The following is a 23,612-nucleotide window of genomic DNA, read 5'->3' as shown; positions in this document are numbered from 1 at the left end:
TGCTAGAGGAGGAGCAGCATGGAAGCTCAACAACGTTATGTCGATTTACCCCTTGAAGATGTGCTGGGCGACCGTTTTGGACGGTACAGCAAATACATTATTCAAGACCGCGCGCTTCCGGATGTTCGCGACGGGCTGAAGCCGGTGCAGCGGAGAATTTTATACGCGATGCTGATGGACGGAAATACGCATGATAAAGGATTTCGAAAAGCGGCCAAAACAGTCGGGAATGTTATCGGGAACTTCCATCCGCATGGAGATTCTTCTGTATATGAAGCGATGGTTCGGATGAGCCAGGAGTGGAAGGTTCGCAATGTTTTAGTGGAAATGCACGGAAACAACGGAAGCCTTGACGGCGATCCTCCTGCCGCCATGCGTTATACGGAAGCACGGCTGTCCAAACTTGCTTCCGAGCTTTTAAAAGATATTGAGAAAAATACAGTCGAGTTTGTACCGAATTTTGATGATACAACGAAAGAACCCGTCGTTCTCCCCGCGATGTTCCCAAACTTGCTTGTCAATGGTTCAACAGGGATTTCGGCCGGCTATGCAACTGATATTCCTCCGCATAATCTCGGCGAAGTCATTGATGCTGTGATTATGCGAATGAATCATCCGGATTGCACAGTTGAGGAATTAATGGAAGTGTTAAAAGGCCCTGATTTCCCGACTGGAGGAATCATTCAAGGAATCGACGAGATTAAAAAAGCATATAAAACAGGAAAAGGAAAAATTGTTGTTCGCGGCAAAGCGGAAATTGAAAAAATCCGAGGCGGAAAAGAGCAAATTGTCATTACAGAAATTCCGTATGAGGTCAATAAAGCAAATTTAGTAAAAAAAATAGATGACCTTAAGTACGAAAGAAAAGTGGACGGAATCGCCGAGGTGCGCGATGAAACGGACCGGACAGGTCTTCGCATCGTCATCGAACTGAAAAAAGATGCCGATGCTGAAGGAGTTTTAAATTACTTATATAAAAACACAGATTTGCAAGTTCCATATAACTTTAATATGGTTGCAATTCACCGTCGGCATCCGAAATTATTAAGCCTGCCTGAATTGTTGGATGCTTACATCGAACACCGAAAGGAAGTCGTGATTAACCGATCGACTTTTGAGCTCCAAAAAGCTCAAGAAAGGGAGCATGTCGTAAAGGGATTAATCAAAGCTCTATCCATCTTGGATGAAGTGATCGCTGTTATTCGTGCTTCAAAAGATAAACGGGATGCGAAAGATAATTTAATTAGTGAATTTGCATTTACTGAGCCGCAGGCAGAGGCGATTGTCTCGTTGCAGCTGTACCGTCTGACAAACACTGATATTACAGCGTTGAAAGCGGAAGAAGAAGAGCTTGAGAAAAAAATCAAGGGGTTAACAAGCATTTTGGAGGATGAAAAAAAGCTTTCCAAAGTCATTCAATCCGAATTAAAACAATTGAAAAAAACATTTGCCGATGAGCGGCGGACGAAGATTGAGGCGGAAATTGAATCCATTACTATCAATATGGAATCCCTCATCGCAAGCGAGGATACAATTGTTACTGTGACAAAAGACGGCTATGTGAAACGTACGAGCTTGCGGTCGTATACAGCATCAAACGGAAAAGATTTCGGCATGAAGGATTCGGATCGACTGTTATGCCAGTATGAAATGAACACAACAGATGTTCTTCTCTTATTCACAAACAAAGGAAATTATTTATATTGTCCTGTTCACGAGCTTCCGGATATTCGCTGGAAGGATATTGGACAGCATATTTCAAGGACCATTCCGATTGATCAAGATGAACGGATTGTACAAGGCATTCCTTTAAAAAGTTTTGACGACGAGAAATTTTTCTTGTTTGTTACGAAAAAAGGCATGGTGAAGAAAACGGAAATTCGCCAATATAAAGCTCAGCGATACTCCAAGCCGCTTGTTGCGATCAATTTAAAAAACGACGATGAAGTGGTTGCGGTTCATATAACTGATGGAACAGGATTGATTTTGTTATCCACCCGTTTTGGATACGGTCTTTTATTTCACGAAGAAGAAGTGAATATTGTCGGCTCCCGTGCCGCAGGAGTCAAAGGCATCCAATTAAAGGAAGGAGATGCAGTCGTTTCTGGACTTGTGTTTGCTCAGAAACATGTTAACGATCAAAAGCTCGCCATTGTCACGCACAGAGGCGCTGTGAAAATGATCAATATCGGGGAAATCGAACGAACACAACGAGCCAGAAGAGGATCAATGCTGTACAGAGAGCTGAAAACAAACCCGCATCGGACAGCGGCCATCTTACTCGTCAACGGTAATGAGAATTTGGTATTGGAAACGGAGAAAGGCATCAGGGAAATAGTGACTCTTTCCAATGTGAAGGTGACTGATCGATACAGCAACGGTTCCTTTTACATAGATAAAGAGGAGGCAGGAGAAGTCACTGATAGCTGGCTGGAAACGGAAGCATAAAAAATGATCACCCCTATCCGGATTTAGTGAGGATAGGGGTTTTTCACTCTAATACAGTGATATTTTGCTTCATTGGCGGTTTAGGAGCGGGTTCTGAAAGAAAACCGCTTGGTCTCGATCAGACATATTATTCGGACACATTTCTAAACGTTGTTTGAAATTGCATATCATTTTGTTTTTTAAAAACGATTGCCAGAGCTCTCTCATCTTTGTACAGAATCTAGATGGCGGATCGTTAGAGGATCAAGGAGAACTGGCACACTATGATTTGAAAGCGAATGAGATGCTTTGGCCATTTCCCCAATGTCAAAAAAGGCTTTATGAAGAAAATAAAAGAAAACAGACTTGTTGGTACACTCTAGGCTTTGCAATCTAAATGCCATTTATTTGCGCTTTCAATGGGATGGATGAGAAAAATCCGAATTTTCATTCTCTTCTAAGCATGAAAAACAAAACAACGACCCATTTTTTTCGTCAATAGCCCCATTCAAAAAACCGTTTAGACAATGAATAGGTTTGCTGCACCTTATACAAAATCCTACAAATTCCTCCAATTTCCCTTCACTTCCTTTGTGATCGTAGTGGTGTAGTTGAAAAAAGTTGGATATAACTTATTATACTTATTATATCAGAAGAAAGATGTTTAAGTTATTCTTCTTTTGTGCCAAACAAGCAGAATATCAAAACAAGAAAAAGAGCGCTCCCAAAAAGAAAGAAACCATATCGAAAGCCGCTTATTCAGCAACATCAGCGAAAATGACGTCACACACCGAGGCGCTTTTCGTTTTTAGCTTTCTATTCCCTGAAAAACTCAATTACGACAGCATGCCATGAAACTTTGCTTGTCAATAGCCTTTAGCTTCGTCCTTGATAAAACGTTTTAAGTCTTAATGGTTGAATCAAGGTCTAAACAGTCCGTTTCCGTGATGTTGAAATGGATCTTAGACTCAACGAAGATGGAAAGTAGATGGTGAAGAAAGAGGCGGGGGATCGCCGCCTCTTCCACCCGAAATTATTGAAGAATGCGTGGAAATAATACGTTATTTTCCAAATGAATATGTTCAAATAAGTCTGATTCCAAAGCTTCTAAACGATTGTAAACGAGTTGATATGTTCGGCAAGCCCCGTTCGGAAGGGTATAGTCATTTGTGATCCGTCTAATTTCTTTTATGATATCCCCTGTTTTATCATGTTCATTCGTAAGATCGGCAATCATTTTTTTCATTTTTTGTTCGTTTTCGCTTGTCGGCTGCTTCTCGAACTGGCTAATAAGCGGAAATACTTCAGACTCTTCTTTCCATAAATGTTGTTCTAGTTCCGTTTTTAATTCATTAAACAATTTATGAACCTTTATTAGATGTGGATGATTTCCGCCGTGGACTCGCATAACTTTTGTCACATAGGGACTAAGGTTTGGCAGTTCTTCCAACAAATAACGATGATGTTTATTTATGATATGGTCAATAAGTTCTGAGTATGTTGCTGTCAACCAATTTTTCTCTGTTTTTTCATCAATTGCAGCATACAGATCCTGCAATTGACTCATTAATTCCTCAATCGCCACTCCCCGTTTATCGGCTGCTTCTTTTAAAGAGCGATCACCGCCGCAACAAAAATCAATTTTATTTTTTTTAAAAACATCGCTCGCTTTCGGAAGCATTGCGACAATTTCTCCAACTGTCGTATTTTCCGTAAATATTGTTTTCATTATTTTGCCCTCCCAATTTCATTGTTAAAAAGATAATATCGCAACTCGTTCTTTTCAATAGTGACAGGTGTCACTTTCCCGTTTAGTGTTGTGGCTATTTTGTGACAAAACAAAGAGGTATGCAACAAATCACAACGTAGCTAGTTTTTTTCACTATAATGGAATTTAGAAGAAATTGTTGATGAAAGGTGGATACATGATGGCAACCGTCAAGAAATTAGTGATTCCAAAACAGCATGGAGCCTGGGCAATGCTTGTTATACCATTTCTATTGGGGGCTTATATAGGAGGGTTCTCTTGGATTCATATTCCATTATTTATCGGCTGGTTATGTTTATATTTAGCAACATATCCGTTACTGATGGCTATGAAAAATAAGCGCAAGCCATTTTATATAAAGTGGTTTGCTCTTTATTTTGCCGCTGCTGCCGTTATACTGCTCTTTCCATTAATTTATAGATGGGAAATAATATATTTCGGAATGGCGATGACACCGTTTTTTTTAATAAATATTTATTATGGGAAAAAGAAAAAAGATCGTGCTTTTTTCAATGATCTAGCAGCAATCGCTGTTTTTTGCATTGGAGGTCTTGCCAGTTCTTTTATTGTAAGCGGAGAAATAACAAAAGAAGCTTTCATCACCATAATGCTTTGTTTTTTATTTTTTGTGGGCAGCACTTTTTATGTCAAAACAATGATTCGGGAAAAAAACAATCCGAACTATAAATGGTTGTCATGGGGTTTTCATGTTTTCTTAATGATCGGCTTGGTCGCTACCGAGTATGCCGTTTTTATAATAGCTTATATTCCGAGTGTTATTCGAGCTGTTTATTTTTACGGAAAAAAAATGCCGATTTTAAAAATCGGTTTAATTGAAGTGGGCAATGCCGTATATTTTTGTTTTGCAATGTTTATGATCATCAATCTGTTCATGCTGCCGTAAGCGCATTTTCCCTTTGCAGAAGGTTGATTGCCCAATGATCATTCGATTTTTTTGGGGAAGTAATGCCGATATATTTTTTTAAACGCTGTCAAGACAAAATTGGCCATGAAATTCCCCCGCATTCATCATGATGATTGCAGGGGGTACAGGCATTTTCACTTAAATTTTTAATATCAGGAAAAAAAGGCATTATCATTCTTTTTCAGTCTTCAACGGGATGTTGTTGCCGTCAACATCCTCTATCATTCCATCAATTGTGCCCTCCGTATATGTATCTCTTATTTGTTCCTGCGTTATGGCCAAACCTTGTTTTAGGTCGGATTCGCTGCCGCTCTTTACAGGTTCATCATATGCTCCGAAGGTTGGGTTATTTTTCATTTTCTTGTCTTGACGTTTTGTGGACATTTCGTTTCCTCCATGAAAATTCGTTTTCCTTTATTATGATTCTTAATCGCTTCAAACATTCATCAAAAAACAGTTTTCTTTTTGGCGGCCGCTACATAAAGATTTCTTTCTCCAATTGTTCAGCATCAACCAAATAATATCCGTCGTCATCAACAAGAATAAGACCCTTCCGCTTCATCTGGTTAAGCGTTCTGCTAACGGTTTCACGGGAAGTTCCGATCATATTTGCCAATTCCCGATTCGTTAAATGGGTTGTCAAACGATAAAGTTTTCCTTGCGGCAGTGCATTCGTTTTTGTAAGCCGCAACAGCAACAATACGATTTGTTCATATGTATTATGAAGAATTTGCTCTTCTAACCGATTTTGCAAATCTATGATTTTTTCACTCATCACACGAAACAATTTGATGGACAATACCGGAAAGAGCATAAGCGTTTCCTCAAAATCTTTGATGGGAATGACAATTAATGTAGATTCTTCCATAACTTCTGCATGAGCAGGGTAAGATCCTTTGCAAAAAAATCCGGTATGGGGAAACATTTCTCCATTCTGCAAGATGGAAACAATTTGTTCTTTTCCATTTCTGTCCGTTTTATATATTTTAATCGTTCCTGAATGGATGAAATATACGTTTTCCAGCATGTCGCCTTGCATGAATACATACGATTTTGGTTGATAGGTACGTACTTGAGAGATAGCAACTATGGAAGTCAATTCTTCATCAGACAGTTCACGGAAAAGGGGAACGCTTCTTAATCTTTCAAACACCCAGCTATTTGTCATGGTATCACACCTTTTTTTCAACTTTGATTTTCGTTTCATATTATAGCGTTTCTTTACAAATGAGTCGTGTGATGTAAATCATAGTTACCAATAAAAATTAGGTGTCTAACATACTTAAGGTTTGGGGCAGACCACCTCATCCATTTGCGAATTACCGAAGCAATCACGGGGAAGATCCGCAGCAGCTGAACATTTGTCAAAAGAATGACTTTATCGTAAAAATCATTTCTTCCCTTTTACCGAAAAGTGTGATGGCTTTCACTTCGAAAATTTCACCTTTTTATATGATGAGAAGAAGCAGAGATATTTTTCATTTTAAAGAAAGGAGTTTGTATGTGATGATGGATTATGACCAAAACCCTTTTATTGTCATTTGGGAGTTGACGAGAGCATGTCAATTAAATTGTTTGCATTGCCGAGCCGAGGCGCAATATCATCGTGATCCCCATGAGTTGACTTTTCAGGAAGGAAAAAAATTAATTGATGATATTTTTGCGATGAACCAGCCGCTATTAGTATTTACCGGCGGTGATCCATTAATGCGGCCGGATTTATTCGCTCTTGCCGAATATGCTATTGAAAAGGGATTGCGTGTTTCAATCACGCCGAGTGCAACTCCAAATGTAACAAAAGAAGTGATGCAGAGGGCAAAAGATATCGGGCTTTCCCGTTGGGCATTTAGTTTGGACGGCCCGAATGCGGAAATTCATGATCATTTTCGCGGCACAAAAGGTTCTTTCGATTTAACGATGCAAGGAATCAAATATTTGCATGAATTTAAGATTCCTGTTCAAATTAATACGGTTGTATCACGCTACAATGTTCATGTTCTTGAAGAAATGGCGGATTTTGTTGAAAAACTTGATTGCGTTCTTTGGAGCGTTTTTTTCCTCGTACCAACTGGAAGAGGAAAACAATCGGATATGATTTCTCCCGCCCAACATGAACAAGTTTTTCGTTGGTTATATGAAAAGAGCAAACGTGTACCATTTGATATTAAAACGACTGCCGGACAACATTACCGTCGTGTCGTCTTGCAAGCCAAAATGCGTGAACAGCAAATAGATGGAAAAGAAATCCATTATGAAGATATTTTGTTTAAAGGGGCTACAGGGGAAGTGGACGGACTCGGCCGTGCTCCGAAGGGAGTAAATGATGGCAACGGTTTTGTGTTTATTTCCCATATTGGCGATGTTTATCCGAGCGGATTGCTTCCAATCAAAGCGGGAAATGTAAGACAAACACCACTGGCCGATATTTACAGAACTTCACCAATATTTCAAAAATTGCGCAATCCAAATCTTTATAAAGGAAAATGCGGTGTTTGCGAATTTCGTTTTGTTTGCGGAGGCTCACGCTCAAGAGCGTATGCTGTGACAGGCGACTATTTGGAAAGTGAGCCTTATTGTGTATACATTCCTAAAGCGCTTCGCCAAAAACGGGAAGTTTAAACCGTTGGAAACGCAAGCGGTTTTTCAATTTGATTGAATGGGCAAAAATCGGAAAAACATTTTTGTTGAGGTGAAATTTTAACAATTATTTGGCAATCAATAATTATATGATAAAGTTCACAAACATTCCCCGCCTATTTTTATGGTACAGATGATGGCACCATTCATCTGTTTAGGAGGGGGATTTTGGTGAAACAAAAAGCATTACTGCCAGTCACCACTTTAGCCATGACATTTGCATTTGCCGTATGGCGAATTTTATCTCCGTTAGCAAGTACGTTCCAAGATATTTATAACCTGACAGCAACATAAAAAAGCATCTAAGTTGCCAACCCGTCTTGCAAGGTTCTGTCATGCGAATTCCACTCGGAATTTACTGACCGGTATGGCCGACGGTAAATGTATTCTTTGCTTTTATTATTTTTAATTGTCCCATAGTTGGCGTCAGTTTTGCCAATTCTTACGGAATGACGATATTTTGAGCTTTTTCATTGGAATGGACGAACGTCATTTGCAATTTCAGTTACATTTTTTTTGGTTGACACCTCTGGAAAAACAAGGAACAGCGATTATCCCCTGCAGGAAGACAGCATTTGTAAAAAGATTTTCCTGGAAGGGGATTTTTTTGGCTGGGAAACGATTAAACGAAAATTTTAAATGTGATGCCGTTTGTTTGGGAGCTGGAAGAAGAGCCAAAAACACCAAAATAATTGGGACTTCTTTCATAAAAAAAGCTGTCCCTTTCAGGAAAGGAACAGTCTTTGAAAAACGTTTAGGAAAGGAACCCTAGCTGCCTTAATGCTTTTTCGCTCATTCTATCAGGGGACCAAGGCGGATTCCAAGTGATTTGGACATTTACGTCTTGAATGCCTTCAATATCACGCAACGCGCGTTTCACACCGCCTGCTATTGAGTCGTGCAACGGACAGCCGGGTGTAGTCAATGTCATTAAAATGAATGCAGTTCCGTCTTTTACTTCAATCTTATAGATCAGTCCTAAATCAACAACATTAATTCCCAATTCAGGATCTAAAACGTTTTGCAGTTTTTCCAAGATCTTTGCTTTTATTTCCATTGTAACATCACCCTTTATATTTCAGTAAATCGTTCCCTCATTTTTTTATTTCAGCAATACGGAGCCAATCGTACAGGCAAATAATCCAGAAAACAGCACCATTCCTCCTTGAGCAAGATAAAATAGACCAGTACTTGAAGAGGCAAGAGCAGCGATCATGCCGATAAGACTCGCAACAAATAAACAGCATTCCATCACAATCCATTTTTCATTTATCATTTGTTTCAAAGTCGGCACCGCTTCTTTGCCGATTTTTTTGCTATACCGGTGTGTCCACCATAGAAAAGGAACAATTTTATATAAGTAGCCAATGATGCTTAATACAATCCAGCCGAACAGATAACAGTAGATGATGATGGAAAAGATGCGGGAATGGATTTCACTTTGAAAAGAAAAACCGGCCGCCGCTATATGCAGGATGACTCCAAAAACAATGGCCAAAAGAGCAAACAGAAAAGGTTTATCCAGTTTTTTCTTCATCCTTTTCTTTAAAATGGCAAACATATGGTATGCAAACAACCCATATCCGACAGCCATCAATTGAAGCCCTGCTGATAACAACCGGTCATTTGCCGTTATAAAACTGATGAAAGTTAACACAAGACCGCTTATATAAAAAATGTAGACATATCGGGCCGTGTTCATTGAAAAATGATGCGCCAATGAAAACATCGGAACCATTTTGTAAGAAAATCCGAAGATAAGAAGTGTAAACCAGCCGGAAAATCCCAGCAATATATGTGCTTTGAAAATCAAATCATGATCGATTAATTGTCTGCCGCTCCAAAAATGATAGGCAAGCGTCAATCCGAGCCCGATCGTTAAGAGCAAACAAATGAGGGCAGTACCAACAAATAAAGTGATGACCGTTCTTTTCTTCTGTTTTTTTAATGTCATGAACATCTGCCATAAAAACATTACAATCCCGCAAGTAAGAAGCAAGCCTGAAAATATAGCCATTTGAATATTAAAGGCCAGGCTGATGCTAAAAGATAGTATTCCTAATGACGTGACGACCATTTGGATAAAAGCAAATGATTCATTCCATATCGGGGTTAAAAACACGACTGGAACAAGCTGATACATGGCCCCCATGGCTGTCATTAAAGCAAAGCCAATCACTAATAAATGGACAGCTGACAATACGACAGGAAGGCGCATTTCTCCGGTTGAAAGCTGACGAGTTGACAGAAATAAAAGAATTTGAGAAAGGAAAAACGCCAGCAAGCCAAAAATAATAAACGAAAAAGGGATTCGAATATTCGTTTCATAAGTATGATTAGCCGTCATCATCGTCATCCTTCTTTTCAATCGTTATTTCATAGCTTCCATCACTGCGCTTTTGCGTTTGATAGGTATAACCGAGATCGTCAAGCTGTTCAAATAAAAACATCGGGCGGCGGTCATTAATAATTTTCAACGCTTCTCCTTTTTTTAATTTTGCTAATGCCGTTAAAGTCCGCATCATCGGTTGTGGGGGCTCTAAGCCGCGATTATCCAGTATCATTTTTTCATTCCTCCGTTTTAACAAAGGTAATTTTCCAATGTTTATCCTCTATTTTTTCCGCTTGATAAGAAAACCCTTTTTTCTTCATGATAGGAAAAAGCGGAACAGGTTTAAACGGAGCGTGTAAAATAAATACATCTCCTTGTGCAAGAGGCTGAATGGCCGCCATGATTTTTTGAAACGGCTCTAATTTCTTCTTTAAATCTTCGCGAACATCTAATTCAACAGTTTTTCCCATCCATATTCTCCTTTCCATCTTTTTTATCAATGTTCATCATAGTAAAAACAATTCCCGCAATTTGTGATTTGCTTCACTTCATCGGCATCACTTTTGAAAAGTTTATGAATAATTGATTCGTGATGCCGTATTGGCATATATCCTTCCAATTGAGGGAAGGGAAGATGTTACAACATCATTAGAAAATGTTTCAGTTTTCAATGAAAGATCGGTACCATTTCGCTAAGGATATTGTTTTGCTTGAAATAGAAAGGAGAGTGTGTGTTTTTAAAGCGGAAACAGCTGATGGCATGTAGGGAAATTTATTTCTTTGCTAATATGGTCAGCGGCCATTGTGCGAAAAATACGTCTAACCCGCAAAGCGCTATTGCAAAAAGATCATTCTAACATTGAAAGTATGTCATTGACATCAAAAAGATGGTTGCCTGAAAAGTGTGCTAGAAGAAAAAAGCGGGGCGTAAACCAAGTTAATGCCATTCTCGAAAACGATTGAGAAGTTGTTCATCTATTTAGGTAGCTGGTATTTTTTCATCTTATTGTAAAGTGTAACTTGTGAAATCCCTAATTCTCAGGAAGCTTTGGATTTGTTGCCGGCGGTTTTCTTTAATGATTTTTCTATCAGTTGTTTTTCGATAGTATCTTTTTTTCAATCAACTTTGAGTTTTTTCGAGTCTGGACGGATTCTCGACAGGTGACCCGAAATGGAAAAAGCTAAGAAGATCCTGTTGATGGATGAACGGTTTTCTAATATAATAACCATTCTTTCCATCAAGTCGCCAAGCATTGGTACATTGTCCATAATGAAAACTGCTGATTCTATTATGAAAGCCTCCGTTTGCCGAAATCGTAAAATATTTTTTGTGTATCTATTTTGCTTTCTCAATTCATTATATAGAGCCCCATCATGTTAGCCATAAAAAAATGATAAATTGGCAAAATGTATTCCAAATAGGTTTCTTTTTCAGAAAATTTTTTTTACAATTAATTTAACCTTTTATGATCATTCGAATTTATGTGACAGAGATCTCATTCTATTGTTTATCTTGTCTGTAACATATGAAGAATGAATGTATAAGGAGAGGAAGATGTTGCGAGATCAATTAACCGCCCTTTATTGAATTTGCGCATTTCGGTGACAGACCGATGTAATTTTCGTTGTGTATACTGTATGCTGAAATGGAAGGAAGACAGTATTCTTTTATAAAACGGGAATAACTAATGACGTTTCAAGAAATATATCGTTTGGCCAGCCTCTTTACGTTTAGGCATTCGAAAAATTCGTCTGACCGGAGGGACGAAAGGACATTGATGTACTAATATCGATGTTAAAAAATATTCAAGATCTTCAAGACGTTTCATTGACCATTAACGGATATTTTTAATATCATATGCCAAGCGTTTAAAAAAGCGGGCATGAACCGGATCAATGTCAGTTTAGATGCTTTAAATAACGAAATTTTTTCTAAAATGAACGGAGGTAATGCAAAGTCTGAGGAAATTGTTAGAGGAATTGAAGAAGCGGTTGCACAAGGTCTGGCCGTAAAGGTGAACATGGTTGTAAAAGGAATAAATGAGAGCGAAATTTTACCGATGGCTCGTTTTTTTGAAGAAAAAGGAATGACGATCCGCTTCATCGAATATATGGATGTCGAAACCTTAAACGGTTGGAAAATGGACGAAGTTTTGACGAGCAAAGAAGTTCATGATATGATTCACCAAGAAATACCTCTTAAACCAGTTCAGTCAACGTTTTTGGCGAGGTTCCTAAAAGGTATCGATACCGAGGTACGGATGTGGAAGGCGGTTTTATTTCTTCCTTATCAGGAGCTTTTTGTTATGATTGACGCGAATGCGCCTATCAGCTGACGGTAAAAAGTATACATGCTATTTGCCTCAAACGGCGTTGATTTATTAGTTAAAATGCGAAAGGGAGCAAGCGGTGAAGAAATATTGGATGAGATCACCCGTGTTTGGCAGGCTCGGGACGATCGTTATTCCGAAGAAAGAGGAAGGATCAATGCTCTTTCTGCAAACAGACGTGTGGAAATGTCTTATATTGGCGGGTGAGGTGTGATTGATGAGTGTATCTGAACATCGCAGCAAGGCAAATGACCCTGTTCGCTGCAAAGTGATCACCGTTTCTGATACGAGAACGAAGGATACGGATAAAAGCGGTGCATTAATCATCGAATTATTAACGAGAGAACAAATGGAAATAATAGATTACGAGATTGTGAAAGATGAACGGGAAGCCATTCAATCTGCTGTGAAAGAGGCTTCTGACGAAATTGATGTTTTTTTATTGAACGGCGGGACTGGTTTTACAAAACGGGATGTGACGGTTGAAGCGGTAAAAGAATTGCTTGACAAAGAAATGGTTGGTTTTGGGGAATTGTTTCGTTATTTAAGCTATAAAGAAATTGGAAGCGCATCCATGCTTAGTCGAGCGCTTGCCGGTTCAATTGGACAAAAAGTCATTTTTTGCATGCCGGGATCGACAAATGCGGTTCGTCTTGCCATGGAAAAGCTGATTTTGCCGGAACTTCGCCATCTTGTTTGGGAGATGAATCGTCAGTGAACAAGATGATCGGGATTGTGCTGGCAGGAGGACAGTCGAAACGGTTTGGGCAACCGAAAGCATTTGCGAAAAGAAATGGAAAGGAATTTATTTTATATAGTATCGAAGCGCTGCAATGTATCACAAAAGACGTGGTTGTTGTCATACATCCTGAAATAGATACGAAATGGCTGCAAAGGAACCAGCTGACATATATTCAAGATCTCGAATTGTATCAAGGAAAAGGACCTCTTGCCGGCATTTATTCCGTTATGTCCCAATTCAAATCCGAATGGTATATCGTTTTACCTTGTGATACTCCTTTTATCAATGCGCATTTGTTGAAAAAATTACAATTATACAGAAATGACGGTTGTGAAGCGATTGTTCCTAGTGTTCACGGAAATATTCAGCCATTGATCGCCATGTACCATCATCGAGTGAAGGAAAAAATACGATGGCACCTTGAACAAAATAAGTTAAGCATGAAGCATTTTCTTCCAAGTATTCATACTAGATATGTTGAGATCAATGATGATGATGCTTTCATCAATATTAATACAAAGGATGAATATGACCAGTATATTGTTCATAATAACCTTTTTCCTCAAGCCTCCTTTTCCAAAACAAAATAAATGTTCCTTGGTAGTATCGGGTGGGGGCAAGAAGGGTGGAAAGGAATGGGATCGTTGCGAAAGCCAATTCAAGTAGAGGAAGCAATCGACCGGGTGTTGGAAAAAAGCTATGAAGGTGAAATAGAGTATGTATCAATCGAAAACAGCTTTCATCGTGTGCTTGGTCAAGATATAACTGCTACAACGGATGTACCTGGATTTGATCGATCCCCTTATGACGGCTATGCTGTTTGGGCAGCATCGACCGAGGCCGCTTCAGCTTCCAATCCAGCAGTTTTGGAAGTCGTCGGGACTCAAGGAGCAGATTCTGTTTGGAAAGGATCTTTAAAACCTTTTCAAGCCGTTAAAATTATGACTGGCGCTGCCATTCCAGAAGGTGCAAATGCCGTCATCATGAAGGAATTAACACAGGAATTCAGAAAAGACGGAAAAACATACGTGCAAATAAAAAGAAAAGTTGAGGCAGGAGAAAACATCTCCCGCATCGGAGAAGATATGAAAAAGGGCAGTTTGCTTATCGAAAAAGGAACCGTGATCACTCCGGGAATATCCGCTGTTCTGGCAACGTTCGGGTATCATTACGTTCCGGTTATGAAGAGCCCAAAGGTTGTCGTCATAGCAACCGGGAGCGAATTGCTTGAAGTGTATAAACCGCTGGAAAAAGGAAAAATTCACAATAGCAATACTTATATGCTGCAGGCACAAATTTTCAGAGCTCACGGTGAACCGATTTTATACGGAATTGTGAAAGACACATTTCAAAATGTATTTCAAGCTGTTACAAAAGCAATGCAAATGGCCGACATTATCATCACAACAGGCGGAGTGTCAGTGGGCGATTTTGATTATATCCCAAAGGTGTACGAGCATCTTCAAGCCCAAGTTTTATTCAATAAAATTGGCATGCGTCCAGGGAGTGTTACCTCTGCAGCTGTTGTCGGCAACAAAATTTTGTTCGGCCTCTCAGGCAACCCTTCCGCTTGTTATGTCGGTTTTGAGCTGTTTGTCCGTCCGTATATAAGGGCGATGCTCGGACAAAAAAATTGTTATTTAAAACGAGCCCGGGCGATTTTAACGAAAGATTTTTTAAAGCCGAATCCGTTCACGCGCTTTGTGAGAGCAAAACTGTCCTATCATGATGGAAAGCTAGTAGCTGATCCGATTGGAAGGGACAAATCAAATATTGTTTCATCCTTAATTCATACTAATAGTTTAATTGTTTTGCCTGGCGGAAGCAGAGGATTTCAAGCAGGCAGTGAAGTTAACGTGCTGTTAATCGAAGATGAAGAAGGAGCCTCCAGTTGGCTATGATGATTTTACAAGTGGTAGGGCATCAAAACAGCGGAAAAACTACGCTAATTGAAAAATGCATCAAAGAGCTGACCAATCATGGGATAAAAGTCGGTACTTTTAAACATCACGGTCATGGTGGAAAACCGGATATTCCAAAAAAAGATACGTATCGGCATTGGGAAGCTGGTGCTGTTGTTTCAGCGGTTCTAGGGGAAGAAACTTTGCTGTTGCAAGCTGAAATAAAAGCGAATGAACATTTTTCGAACATTATGGAACTTTACCGGCATTTTTCAATTGATGTATTGATTATCGAAGGATTGAAAAAAGCTCCATACCCGAAAATTGTCTGTATCCGTGATGAGAAAGATCTTCATCTGCTTGATTTATCAAATGTGATCGCATCGATTAGCTCGATCCCTTTGAAAGAAAAACATTCATTTTTTATTAAAGATGAAGATTTGTATATCAGCTGGATCGTGAACTATGTAAAGGAGAAGCTGTTGGAAATGAGACAATAATGCCATTTTATATTATATTTGGAGGGATAATTATGTTTCAAATTGTGAAAGAACCGATAGATGTTTCACGTGTCATCGAAGCTGTTGTGGATCGAAATGCCGGAGCTATCGTTACATTTATCGGAACTGTAAGGGAATTGACAAAAGGAAAAAAAACATTGTATTTAGAATATGAAGCATATGAATCGATGGCTCAAAAAAAACTGGAACAAATCGGAGCTGAAATTAAACAGCAGTTTCCGAATGCTAAGGTTGCCATTGTCCATCGTATCGGACGATTAGAAATTACGGATGCCGCGGTCGTCATCGCCGTATCTACTCCTCACCGCGCTGATGCTTATGAAGCAAACCGTTATGCAATCGAGCGGATTAAAGAAATGGTACCGATATGGAAGAAAGAGCATTGGGAGGATGGCTCATTGTGGATCGGCAATCAGCAAGAAACGATTTCTTATGAAAAAGGCATTCCAAAGGAGATGAAGTCATGATCCGAATTTTATTTTTCGCCCAACTAAAAGAGCAGCTGAATAAAAAGGAGATGACATTGCCATATCAAGAAATAACTGTTAAACAACTCCGCGAACGGTTGGAAAAAGAATATTCACTGCCCGCCCTATCCTCCGTCCTTTTTGCCATCAATGAAGAATTTGCTGCAGAAGATGACATCATTCGGGATGGGGATGTTGTCGCCCTTATTCCGCCGATGAGTGGAGGTTAAAAACATGAAGAAGCTGACTCACTTAAATGAGCAAGGAAGGGCAAAAATGGTAGATATTTCAGAGAAACAGGAAACAGTCCGTACTGCACATGCCATCTCAAGTATTCTTGTTTCAAAAGAAGTGTATGAGAAAATCACAAGCTCACAGGTCAAAAAAGGAGATGTTCTGTCAGTAGCGCAAGTAGCTGGAATTATGGCCGCCAAACGCACGGCTGACATCATTCCAATGTGCCATCCGATTGCTTTAAAAGCGGTGGATATTCAATTTGAATGGAAATGCGACGAAAACAAATATGAATTAATGATCCATTCATTTGTGAAAACAAAAGGAAGCACAGGGGTTGAAATGGAAGCATTAACTGCTGCGAGCGTCTGCGCCTTAACCGTGTATGATATGTGCAAAGCAATCGATAAAGGAATGGTCATCGGCCAAACATATTTAATGGAGAAAACAGGCGGCAAAAGCGGTGACTTCCGCCGTGAACTATAACTTTTATAGGTAATTGATCATTATAGAAAAGAATTTTTAGCTGCAGAAAGAAACTAGTTACCATGAAACCAATCAACTTACTCTGTCTTTAAATAAAAGGACGCCAAGCTGAAAACTACAAGGAAAGAGACACTTTTGAAAAAAGCATGATCATATCAAATGTTTCGCAATCCGGGCTCTTGGAACTGGAAAAATTTCTAAGGAGCCCTGTACATATTTTTCATTCGGCATATAAGAGCTTCTTCATTATCGATGAAGGGCTGCTTAAGCGTTGTGGACAACGAGCTTGTCGGGGTGTTCTCGTACCGTCCTATAACCGCCTCGTTGCCGTCTGTTTTGATTTATGTCATTCTTTCTGAACGATTCAATCAGCTCTATTTCACAAGTTATTCTATTGTTTTAAGGAAAAAATTTTATCATATCGAGTTGAATGCTTTTGCATCCCGTTTTGCAAAAAAGGCCAGGGGCTTATGAAGTGTCTAGTGCCCCAAAATTGTTGGATTGCTGAGGCAGATGGATAAACCGAAAGGTTAAGGACAAATTTTTTTTAAGCTCCTCTGATCATTTCTCCAAAGCAGGGAAGAAAACTGCTTCAAGACGCAAAATGTCGATCTTCATTAAGCCCTCATGATTAAAAGGCGTTTTCCTTTCAATAACATTGATTTTCCGCTTCGTAAAAAATTTTACAAAATGCTCCAAATACGTTAAAATTTCATTCAAAAAGCTTTTTTTATTTAAAACAAGAGGTATAAAATTCAAATTTTTTATCTTTTTTCCATTCCTTTGTTCCGACATTAAATGAAATAAAAAATTTTCAGTGGTTTGCTGCACGAAATAAAATAAATAAGAGTGCCAAGCTTTTTATAAAGAGGGAAGTGTTTAATAAGTATAATGGTTTGAATCATTTGCAACTTTATTCATAATCAAAACAGGGGATTTCGCTTTTTATGAAGAAAGGGCTGTTTTACATGTTTCACATCAAAAATTTACGATACAAAGATATTCTATACATTGACGAGTTGAAAATTGAAGAAAAACAAGTAACGTGCATCATTGGCCAAAGCGGGGGAGGAAAGACAACACTTTTAAAAATGCTCAATCACATGCTGTCGCCAGATCAAGGAGAAATTGTTTATAAAGGCCGGTCATTGTTTGAATGGAATCCAATCTCTTTAAGACGGGAAGTTGTGATGCTTTCACAGCAGCCAGTAATGTTTGAAGGAAATATTCGAGAGAATTTGAATTTCGGCAGAATTTTATCTGAAAAAGAGCCTCTTGACGATGAAAAGTTGAAAGAAGCACTAAAATTTGTGTGCTTGCAAAAAAAATTAGAGGATGACGTGGAACAATTGTCCGGCGGAGAAAAACAAAGACTTGCACTAGCCAGAATTTTTCTAATGGATCCAGAAGTTTTTTTATTAGACGAGCCAACCTCTGCGCTAGATAAAGGAACTGAAGAGAAAATCATGGATGCATTCATTCGTTATTCAAAGGAAAAAGAAAAAACGGTTATTATGGTAACACACTCAGATACAATACCAAAAACATATGCAGATAAAGTTATTACGATAAATAAACCAACAGGTGATAATCAATGAAGCAAGAAGTTATCAACATCGAATTTTGGAGGCTCTCGGCAGCATATTTATTTGTTCTTATTTTAATATTGCTTGTAAAAAAACGAGAAATTAAACGTGAAAAATTAATTGTCCTTTCAACTGCCAGGATGACGATTCAACTTGTGCTAGTCGGATACATATTGATGTATATTTTTAAAAATCCTTCACCTTGGATTGTCTTATTGGTGCTTTGTTTCATGGAATCGTTTGCCGTTTATAATATATTTAAACAGCTTCATAAGCCTTTATCGAAAAAATTGAAGCTGGTCATTGTGCTGTCAATGGTTATCGGCTCTCTCGTCAGCCTGTTGTATTTTAATCTAATCGTCATTCATTTTAAGCCTTGGTATGAACCTCAATACTTTATCCCGATTGCCGGAATGTTTATTGGAAATTCAATGATCGGTATAACGCTAGGCATGAAAGAAATGATCGAAAATTTTGCTACCCAAAAGAATCTGATTGAAGGGGCGCTCATGTTAGGTGCTAAACCCGATGCAGCAACAAAACCAATCGTAAACTCTGCATTTGATTCAGCTATTTTGCCGACTATCAATAACATGGTCGGTATGGGGATAGTGTTTTTGCCGGGAATGATGACAGGTCAAATCCTCGCAGGTACAAGCCCTTTAGTTGCAATCGAATATCAAATTGTGATTTTGATCGGCATTGCCGGAAGTGTAGGGATTTCATCTTTTTTATCACTGCAATTCGGCTACAAAACATTTTTTAATGATCGCTTCCAATTTATACCACAAAATGGAAAAGAGAAGTAAAAGAACGGCAAAGAGCGGCAATAATTCATTGATTTTGTCGCTCAAATCATGAGGATGAGGGTATGAGTGAAGTTTTTTTAAAACATAAATATATTATGTAAACTTAGAAGGAGATGAATGAACGGACTTCGGGATATAGAACAAACAAAAATGAAGCGTTAATAAAAATAAATAAATCATAATCAAAATATTAATCATGGAATGAATTTAAACACGCAGCAAATCATAACGATTTTTTAAGATCAATTTTTAAAGATCAATTAATTAAATTGCAATGTAAATTTACAATTTAAAAAGAAATTCATTAAATGCAATTAAAATACAATTTGTTTCATTTTTTTATTTTGTCTCATCACAACAAGTAATCTCTTTATTGAAACAAGATCCATTTATAACTTCCTATAATATATATTATGTAAACTAAAATTTGAAAAATATAAAGCAGCTATTGACTACTTAACTGCCCTTTCGTTAATTTTATAAAATTCTTCGTTAAATGATTTGTCATGTTTTAACAACCATGTATAATACGTTCCTAATGTAATTCAAGCAGTTCCACATGCTCGATGAATGCAATAATTTTTTTTCGATATTCATCGATAAAAGCTTTTTACTTTCTGCAACAGCATGTTTTGTCTTTAATTTTGCTTTTTGCAATGTTTCTGTATCCAAATTTTGATCCGGGAACACTTCAAATTTGCGTTTTAAGTACAATCCTTTGTCATGATAAATCCAGTCGTAAAATTCCTTAATGGTTTTTCCGCTGCTCATATATAAACGAATATGATTTTCTTTTTTAGTTAAGTTTACTTCAAATCCACAGGCTTATAAATGATTCTCCAATTCTGAACTAGAAAAAAATTAATTTAAGTTATTATTGTTGATGTATTCACAATATTTATTTGAGCATTTTGCATATTTTTTGACCCAAGAGCCATAAGGATTTCAAAGACATAAAAAAGGACTTCACCCCTAAAATGTAGAATTTTTGAAGTGACGAAACCACAAAAATTCAAAAGGGAGGAAGTCACTTTGTATATTCTACAAGAAAGCCTATTTTCCTTTGAAGAACTGCAAAAATTAGAGTCAAAAGAGAAATTACCTATCTTTTTTAGCTCGCTTGATTTACGCCCTTATGCTAAACAGTTGAGAAGTTCTTCACCCCGAGGGGCTGACGGTCATTCCAGAGAAGGGATTCTAAGGGCTCTCATCGCTGCCCCACTCGAAGGCATCGACACCTTTACCGCCCTTCATCATCGATTGGATAAAGACCTTCGTTTCCGTTATCAATGCGGTTTATCGATTGATCGCCCCGCACCGTCTATCTCCACTCTCAGCCGGGTTTTTGCGGCACTTACCAAAAAAAAGCTGGCTGAAAAGATCTTCCTTGACTTGGTACAGTTAGCTCAGGAGGAAGGAATAATTGACGGCAGCCACCAGGCCATCGACAGTGCCGCCATTGATGCCTATGAAAAGAAACAGCCCAAAAAGCGTAGTGAACAAACGGGTAATGCCAATTGGGGCGCAAAATATGATTCCTTCGGCAATAAAATTACCTGGTTTGGCTATAAGATGCATCTTTCAGTCGATACCGCAAGCGAACTGCCAATAGCCATAAAAGTAACCCCTGCCCATGTGAACGATGGAGAAGTCGCACCAGAATTAATAGAGCAAGTGGCAGAGCGTACCAAATCCAAAATTGAATTTCTGATCATGGATGGCGGATATGACCAACTAAAAAACTATGAATCAGCCAAAAACATTGGAGCGCAAGCCATTATCCCGCTCAATTTGCGCAACGAAAAAGAGCCTCCTGAAGGGATTTCTTCCAATGGAACTCCGCGTTGTTCCATGGGTTATGAAATGACTTATTGGGGAGCTGATAAGGACCAGCTCAAGTTCAGATGTCCTCACGCAACCGGCAAAGTGGATTGCCCATTAGGAATGGCAGCCTGTTCATCTTCCAACTATGGAATGGTGGTAAAAGTCGACATCAAAAAGGATGTGCGCCGATATTCCAATCCGCACCGTGATACAAAACGTTGGAAAGAGCTTTACAACGAGAGGACAAGTGTAGAACGCTGTAATTCAAGAATGAAAAGCTACCTTACGGCGAACTCCCTACATGTATGGGGAATTGAAAAAGTAAAGACCCATATTTACCTGAACGCTATTGTATTACTTGTTTCAGCGCTAGCGATGGCAAAGGAAAATAAAGGGAAGAAAGCCGCTTAAAAAAATTCAATGTGAAAAATTCTGTAGGTATGCCCGAAAACAAGATTATTGTAATATTTTGTAAAATAACATGCTGGTAGCTATTTGCCGAGTGCTTTATTTTTTATACTTTTATCCAAAAAATCTAATTTTGCAAAATGCTCATTTAATTATCTGGTTAAGAAAGTGAACATCGTTAAAAAGCAGTTAATTTAACAAACCGATCGTCTTGATTTTCTTAGATTTCATGCATTAATATTCAACCCGCAAATTATAACACCGCGTTTTCCTGTAAGAAAATCCGATTAGATGAATTATTATTCTAAATCATCGTAATCATGAGGAGTACTTACAGCTAATTTATTTATAACGATAATTTAAATTTCCTGGTTCTTTTTGATACAGTTCTTCATATAAGCGCAATGCTTACACGTACTTTTTTCATGTCTAAGAAAATTCTTACTTTTTACTGCTGTTGCAAAGCTTTCATGGTGTGTATCCTAAATGGTTACTCCTTCAAATTCGAGAATTTCTTTAGGGCGGGTTCATTTGTGTCATGAATTTATGAAGTTAGAATCTATTTGATTAATGGAATATTGTTGTCTTACCCTTTTTTTATTTTATTCGCAGGGATTCGCAGGATATTTGAGGTTCTTAACAAAGATTCCTTTCTGCATCCGTTTGGACATTCTTTTCATAAAGTTCTTCTGACCTTCTTCTTGAATACTTTGGTGATAGATGGGCTTCTACTGCTATCTTGAAAATATTGAAATTGTAGAACGTGCAAACTTGAAACATTCGAAGAAATGGATTTTACTCCTTCTATCAGTAGAGCATTTTTTACATCATGAGCGTTTATTTTGAATGACGAAATGAACTTTTTATTTGGGAAAGTTTATTTTGTAAGTTTGCGTGATCACGTTTCATTTGACTAAGACGATTCGTTACAACTTTTTTTCCATATCCATGTGGTGCGGAGGCGATTAATATTACATTTTCTTTATAATTGTTCATTTGAGAGACCTCCTAACAGCATTTTGATAAAGTAACAATAAGAATATCCTTTTGATTCAAGTATAGCATTAAATATATTCTCTTGGTAAGCCTTCAGTTTATAATAATCCCACTCTCCTAGCAGCGGCAGATGAAAGCAAAATACGTAAGTCTTTACCTTAAACAAGAAATAACATATTCTTTTTTCCAGTGAATAGTATAGCTTTTCATCATGATTATGATCATTATATGTTTGCACAACATAAGAAGAGGTATCATCTAATGAAAAGTTCTCAGGAGTTGTTAATCCATCAAATTCTTTGCAAATCATCTGGTTATCTCTTTTTTCGTAAAGAGTTACGGCTTTACAGTCCATTAATGCTCCTATAGCTTCTTGTTGGTACTTTGTATTTGTAGAGTAAATATTGCAGCCGACCATCTTAGATCGTAAAAGTGCCAATAGCCTTCTCCAATTTGTAATTTGTCCATTCTGCAATAAACTTATGAATTCAAGTGATAGTTCATAAAAATCCCCGTATAATTCTACATGTTCTAAGCTCTTCTCGATTTCTGAACGAATATTTAAGTATTGAAGGCTTTCTTTGAAAAGAGCTGAAAGATAGCTTTTTATGTTTGAAAAAATTTCAACACCTAATGAACATTTTTCGAAATATATGCCTTTTTGTTCTGCATCATAAAGAAAGTACCATACGTAATTTTCGGCAACATGAGGCTGCTCTTTAATGTTTTCGCTTATAAATTTCAACATTGAATCCGGTTCTTTACCGTATTCGCTTAAATACTGTACTAATGATTGTTTTATTTGAGGTCTGATCGTCTGAAAATAGGTATCAAGAACTATATCGTGAACATACACGATAAGACGTTTATTTTCGTGATATGCACGTAAAAATTCAAGGTGAGTAACAGTTTTCCCTTCATCCTCTAAGAATGTTCCTGCTTTATCCGCGATAAATAGTAGAAAGATATCACTTCTTGATACGTATTCCAAACAAGTTCGGATGGCATCTTGGTGAATATATCGCATACTATCTTCAAAACGAATAGGTTCATGCCCCATATTTTTTAATTCCTCAAATACAGCGTTTCGTATAGAGGAAAGAGCATCTTGTGCAACAGAACTTATAAAAATAGTAGTTCTATCCATATTACAAAACCACCTTACTTTTTAAACAACCTCCCGTGAATCTATTTGATTAATAGAACATTGTTGTCTTAA

23 protein-coding genes and 1 pseudogene are annotated in these 23,612 nt (G+C 38.0%); 15 read left to right on the top strand and 9 right to left on the bottom strand.

The genetic code is table 11. The features are described 5' to 3' along the window. Positions 1 to 18 precede the first annotated feature (18 nt). Positions 19 to 2,448 carry a DNA topoisomerase IV subunit A gene (gene parC / locus NSU02_RS10560; RefSeq protein WP_339192853.1) on the top strand — a complete coding sequence of 810 codons (2,430 nt, stop codon included), beginning with the start codon at positions 19 to 21 and terminating at the stop codon, positions 2,446 to 2,448. Positions 2,449 to 3,460: 1,012 nt separating this feature from the next. Here parC and ric read toward each other — a convergent pair. After that, complete coding sequence (gene ric, locus NSU02_RS10555) at positions 3,461 to 4,156, bottom strand: iron-sulfur cluster repair di-iron protein (RefSeq protein ID WP_339192852.1); 696 nt, start codon at positions 4,154 to 4,156, stop codon at positions 3,461 to 3,463. Between the two features lie 199 nt (positions 4,157 to 4,355). Here ric and NSU02_RS10550 point away from each other — a divergent pair, with 199 nt between their 5' ends. Continuing rightward, on the top strand, positions 4,356 to 5,099 hold the full coding sequence (locus NSU02_RS10550) for a YwiC-like family protein (protein ID WP_144598043.1): 744 nt from the start codon (positions 4,356 to 4,358) through the stop codon (positions 5,097 to 5,099). 192 nt (positions 5,100 to 5,291) lie between these two features. On the opposite strand, the gene NSU02_RS10545 is transcribed toward NSU02_RS10550, so the two are convergent. Together NSU02_RS10545 and NSU02_RS10540 are read right to left on the bottom strand one after the other, a co-directional pair. Then, positions 5,292 to 5,504 (bottom strand): YozQ family protein, encoded by a 213-nt coding sequence (locus tag NSU02_RS10545; protein WP_339192851.1) that lies wholly within the window; start codon positions 5,502 to 5,504, stop codon positions 5,292 to 5,294. A gap of 91 nt (positions 5,505 to 5,595) precedes the next feature. Then, complete coding sequence (locus NSU02_RS10540) at positions 5,596 to 6,288, bottom strand: Crp/Fnr family transcriptional regulator (RefSeq protein ID WP_130156977.1); 693 nt, start codon at positions 6,286 to 6,288, stop codon at positions 5,596 to 5,598. A gap of 338 nt (positions 6,289 to 6,626) precedes the next feature. Between NSU02_RS10540 and NSU02_RS10535 the strand changes: the two genes are divergently transcribed. Continuing rightward, entirely contained in the window at positions 6,627 to 7,739 is a 1,113-nt protein-coding gene (locus tag NSU02_RS10535; RefSeq protein WP_063387672.1) for a TIGR04053 family radical SAM/SPASM domain-containing protein, read from the top strand. A gap of 189 nt (positions 7,740 to 7,928) precedes the next feature. Further along, positions 7,929 to 8,051 (top strand): hypothetical protein, encoded by a 123-nt coding sequence (locus NSU02_RS10530; protein WP_268753464.1) that lies wholly within the window; start codon positions 7,929 to 7,931, stop codon positions 8,049 to 8,051. A 460-nt stretch (positions 8,052 to 8,511) separates the two neighbouring features. On the opposite strand, the gene NSU02_RS10525 is transcribed toward NSU02_RS10530, so the two are convergent. The 4 genes from NSU02_RS10525 to NSU02_RS10510 are packed head-to-tail and all read right to left on the bottom strand — an operon-like array spanning position 8,512 to position 10,559. Beyond that, positions 8,512 to 8,814 carry a metal-sulfur cluster assembly factor gene (locus tag NSU02_RS10525; RefSeq protein ID WP_063387670.1) on the bottom strand — a complete coding sequence of 101 codons (303 nt, stop codon included), beginning with the start codon at positions 8,812 to 8,814 and terminating at the stop codon, positions 8,512 to 8,514. A 45-nt stretch (positions 8,815 to 8,859) separates the two neighbouring features. Next, entirely contained in the window at positions 8,860 to 10,107 is a 1,248-nt protein-coding gene (locus NSU02_RS10520) for a hypothetical protein (protein ID WP_339192850.1), read from the bottom strand. Then, on the bottom strand, positions 10,094 to 10,321 hold the full coding sequence (locus NSU02_RS10515) for a DUF2249 domain-containing protein (RefSeq protein WP_063387668.1): 228 nt from the start codon (positions 10,319 to 10,321) through the stop codon (positions 10,094 to 10,096). The genes NSU02_RS10520 and NSU02_RS10515 overlap by 14 nt, the downstream gene beginning before the upstream one ends. Before the next feature lie 4 nt (positions 10,322 to 10,325). Continuing rightward, positions 10,326 to 10,559 carry a DUF2249 domain-containing protein gene (locus tag NSU02_RS10510; RefSeq protein WP_063387667.1) on the bottom strand — a complete coding sequence of 78 codons (234 nt, stop codon included), beginning with the start codon at positions 10,557 to 10,559 and terminating at the stop codon, positions 10,326 to 10,328. Positions 10,560 to 11,658: 1,099 nt separating this feature from the next. Here NSU02_RS10510 and moaA point away from each other — a divergent pair. From moaA to NSU02_RS10455, 11 genes and pseudogenes are all read left to right on the top strand, one after another. Then, positions 11,659 to 12,626: pseudogene (moaA, locus tag NSU02_RS10505) on the top strand (GTP 3',8-cyclase MoaA). Between the two features lie 10 nt (positions 12,627 to 12,636). Continuing rightward, positions 12,637 to 13,137: a MogA/MoaB family molybdenum cofactor biosynthesis protein gene (locus NSU02_RS10500; protein ID WP_094245859.1), complete on the top strand. Its 501-nt coding sequence runs from the start codon at positions 12,637 to 12,639 to the stop codon at positions 13,135 to 13,137. Positions 13,138 to 13,142: 5 nt separating this feature from the next. Then, entirely contained in the window at positions 13,143 to 13,751 is a 609-nt protein-coding gene (locus NSU02_RS10495) for a molybdenum cofactor guanylyltransferase (RefSeq protein ID WP_063387703.1), read from the top strand. A gap of 45 nt (positions 13,752 to 13,796) precedes the next feature. Next, positions 13,797 to 15,062 (top strand): gephyrin-like molybdotransferase Glp, encoded by a 1,266-nt coding sequence (glp, locus tag NSU02_RS10490; RefSeq protein WP_339192849.1) that lies wholly within the window; start codon positions 13,797 to 13,799, stop codon positions 15,060 to 15,062. Then, positions 15,059 to 15,562 carry a molybdopterin-guanine dinucleotide biosynthesis protein B gene (gene mobB / locus NSU02_RS10485; protein ID WP_201108594.1) on the top strand — a complete coding sequence of 168 codons (504 nt, stop codon included), beginning with the start codon at positions 15,059 to 15,061 and terminating at the stop codon, positions 15,560 to 15,562. The genes glp and mobB overlap by 4 nt, the downstream gene beginning before the upstream one ends. 32 nt (positions 15,563 to 15,594) lie before the next feature. Then, entirely contained in the window at positions 15,595 to 16,050 is a 456-nt protein-coding gene (locus tag NSU02_RS10480) for a molybdenum cofactor biosynthesis protein MoaE (RefSeq protein WP_130156967.1), read from the top strand. Next, a complete protein-coding gene (moaD, locus tag NSU02_RS10475; protein ID WP_063387661.1) occupies positions 16,047 to 16,280 on the top strand; it encodes a molybdopterin converting factor subunit 1 in 234 nt (77 codons plus the stop codon). Before NSU02_RS10480 ends, moaD begins: the two co-directional genes overlap by 4 nt. A 4-nt stretch (positions 16,281 to 16,284) precedes the next feature. Then, positions 16,285 to 16,770: a cyclic pyranopterin monophosphate synthase MoaC gene (gene moaC / locus NSU02_RS10470; protein WP_063387660.1), complete on the top strand. Its 486-nt coding sequence runs from the start codon at positions 16,285 to 16,287 to the stop codon at positions 16,768 to 16,770. Between the two features lie 968 nt (positions 16,771 to 17,738). Further along, on the top strand, positions 17,739 to 18,368 hold the full coding sequence (locus NSU02_RS10465; protein ID WP_339195762.1) for an ABC transporter ATP-binding protein: 630 nt from the start codon (positions 17,739 to 17,741) through the stop codon (positions 18,366 to 18,368). Next, entirely contained in the window at positions 18,365 to 19,165 is an 801-nt protein-coding gene (gene fetB, locus NSU02_RS10460) for an iron export ABC transporter permease subunit FetB (RefSeq protein ID WP_063387658.1), read from the top strand. Before NSU02_RS10465 ends, fetB begins: the two co-directional genes overlap by 4 nt. A 1,032-nt stretch (positions 19,166 to 20,197) precedes the next feature. After that, the gene (locus NSU02_RS10455) at positions 20,198 to 21,400 is read left to right on the top strand and encodes a transposase (RefSeq protein WP_339192838.1); all 1,203 of its coding nucleotides are present in this window, start codon (positions 20,198 to 20,200) and stop codon (positions 21,398 to 21,400) included. A gap of 834 nt (positions 21,401 to 22,234) precedes the next feature. Here the strand turns inward: NSU02_RS10455 and NSU02_RS10450 are convergent. Together NSU02_RS10450 and NSU02_RS10445 are read right to left on the bottom strand one after the other, a co-directional pair. Continuing rightward, positions 22,235 to 22,393 (bottom strand): hypothetical protein, encoded by a 159-nt coding sequence (locus NSU02_RS10450; protein ID WP_165381934.1) that lies wholly within the window; start codon positions 22,391 to 22,393, stop codon positions 22,235 to 22,237. Next, complete coding sequence (locus tag NSU02_RS10445) at positions 22,380 to 23,540, bottom strand: DUF4062 domain-containing protein (RefSeq protein ID WP_339192848.1); 1,161 nt, start codon at positions 23,538 to 23,540, stop codon at positions 22,380 to 22,382. Before NSU02_RS10445 ends, NSU02_RS10450 begins: the two co-directional genes overlap by 14 nt. Positions 23,541 to 23,612: the final 72 nt, after the last annotated feature.

Source organism: Aeribacillus sp. FSL W8-0870 (assembly GCF_037963755.1).
GTDB classification, from domain to species: domain Bacteria; phylum Bacillota; class Bacilli; order Bacillales; family Aeribacillaceae; genus Aeribacillus; species Aeribacillus composti.
The sequence above is the reverse complement of the archived record's forward strand: the minus strand, read 5'-3'. Positions and strand labels throughout refer to the sequence as shown.

Coding starts and splice junctions, on each gene's coding strand:
- parC (WP_339192853.1), top strand. CDS start 19: ATGGAAGCTCAACAACGTTATGTCGATTTACCCCTTGAAGATGTGCTG.
- ric (WP_339192852.1), bottom strand. CDS start 4,156: ATGAAAACAATATTTACGGAAAATACGACAGTTGGAGAAATTGTCGCA.
- NSU02_RS10550 (WP_144598043.1), top strand. CDS start 4,356: ATGGCAACCGTCAAGAAATTAGTGATTCCAAAACAGCATGGAGCCTGG.
- NSU02_RS10545 (WP_339192851.1), bottom strand. CDS start 5,504: ATGTCCACAAAACGTCAAGACAAGAAAATGAAAAATAACCCAACCTTC.
- NSU02_RS10540 (WP_130156977.1), bottom strand. CDS start 6,288: ATGACAAATAGCTGGGTGTTTGAAAGATTAAGAAGCGTTCCCCTTTTC.
- NSU02_RS10535 (WP_063387672.1), top strand. CDS start 6,627: ATGATGGATTATGACCAAAACCCTTTTATTGTCATTTGGGAGTTGACG.
- NSU02_RS10525 (WP_063387670.1), bottom strand. CDS start 8,814: ATGGAAATAAAAGCAAAGATCTTGGAAAAACTGCAAAACGTTTTAGAT.
- NSU02_RS10520 (WP_339192850.1), bottom strand. CDS start 10,107: ATGATGACGGCTAATCATACTTATGAAACGAATATTCGAATCCCTTTT.
- NSU02_RS10515 (WP_063387668.1), bottom strand. CDS start 10,321: ATGATACTGGATAATCGCGGCTTAGAGCCCCCACAACCGATGATGCGG.
- NSU02_RS10510 (WP_063387667.1), bottom strand. CDS start 10,559: ATGGGAAAAACTGTTGAATTAGATGTTCGCGAAGATTTAAAGAAGAAA.
- NSU02_RS10500 (WP_094245859.1), top strand. CDS start 12,637: ATGAGTGTATCTGAACATCGCAGCAAGGCAAATGACCCTGTTCGCTGC.
- NSU02_RS10495 (WP_063387703.1), top strand. CDS start 13,143: ATGATCGGGATTGTGCTGGCAGGAGGACAGTCGAAACGGTTTGGGCAA.
- glp (WP_339192849.1), top strand. CDS start 13,797: ATGGGATCGTTGCGAAAGCCAATTCAAGTAGAGGAAGCAATCGACCGG.
- mobB (WP_201108594.1), top strand. CDS start 15,059: ATGATGATTTTACAAGTGGTAGGGCATCAAAACAGCGGAAAAACTACG.
- NSU02_RS10480 (WP_130156967.1), top strand. CDS start 15,595: ATGTTTCAAATTGTGAAAGAACCGATAGATGTTTCACGTGTCATCGAA.
- moaD (WP_063387661.1), top strand. CDS start 16,047: ATGATCCGAATTTTATTTTTCGCCCAACTAAAAGAGCAGCTGAATAAA.
- moaC (WP_063387660.1), top strand. CDS start 16,285: ATGAAGAAGCTGACTCACTTAAATGAGCAAGGAAGGGCAAAAATGGTA.
- NSU02_RS10465 (WP_339195762.1), top strand. CDS start 17,739: ATGTTTCACATCAAAAATTTACGATACAAAGATATTCTATACATTGAC.
- fetB (WP_063387658.1), top strand. CDS start 18,365: ATGAAGCAAGAAGTTATCAACATCGAATTTTGGAGGCTCTCGGCAGCA.
- NSU02_RS10450 (WP_165381934.1), bottom strand. CDS start 22,393: ATGAACAATTATAAAGAAAATGTAATATTAATCGCCTCCGCACCACAT.
- NSU02_RS10445 (WP_339192848.1), bottom strand. CDS start 23,540: ATGGATAGAACTACTATTTTTATAAGTTCTGTTGCACAAGATGCTCTT.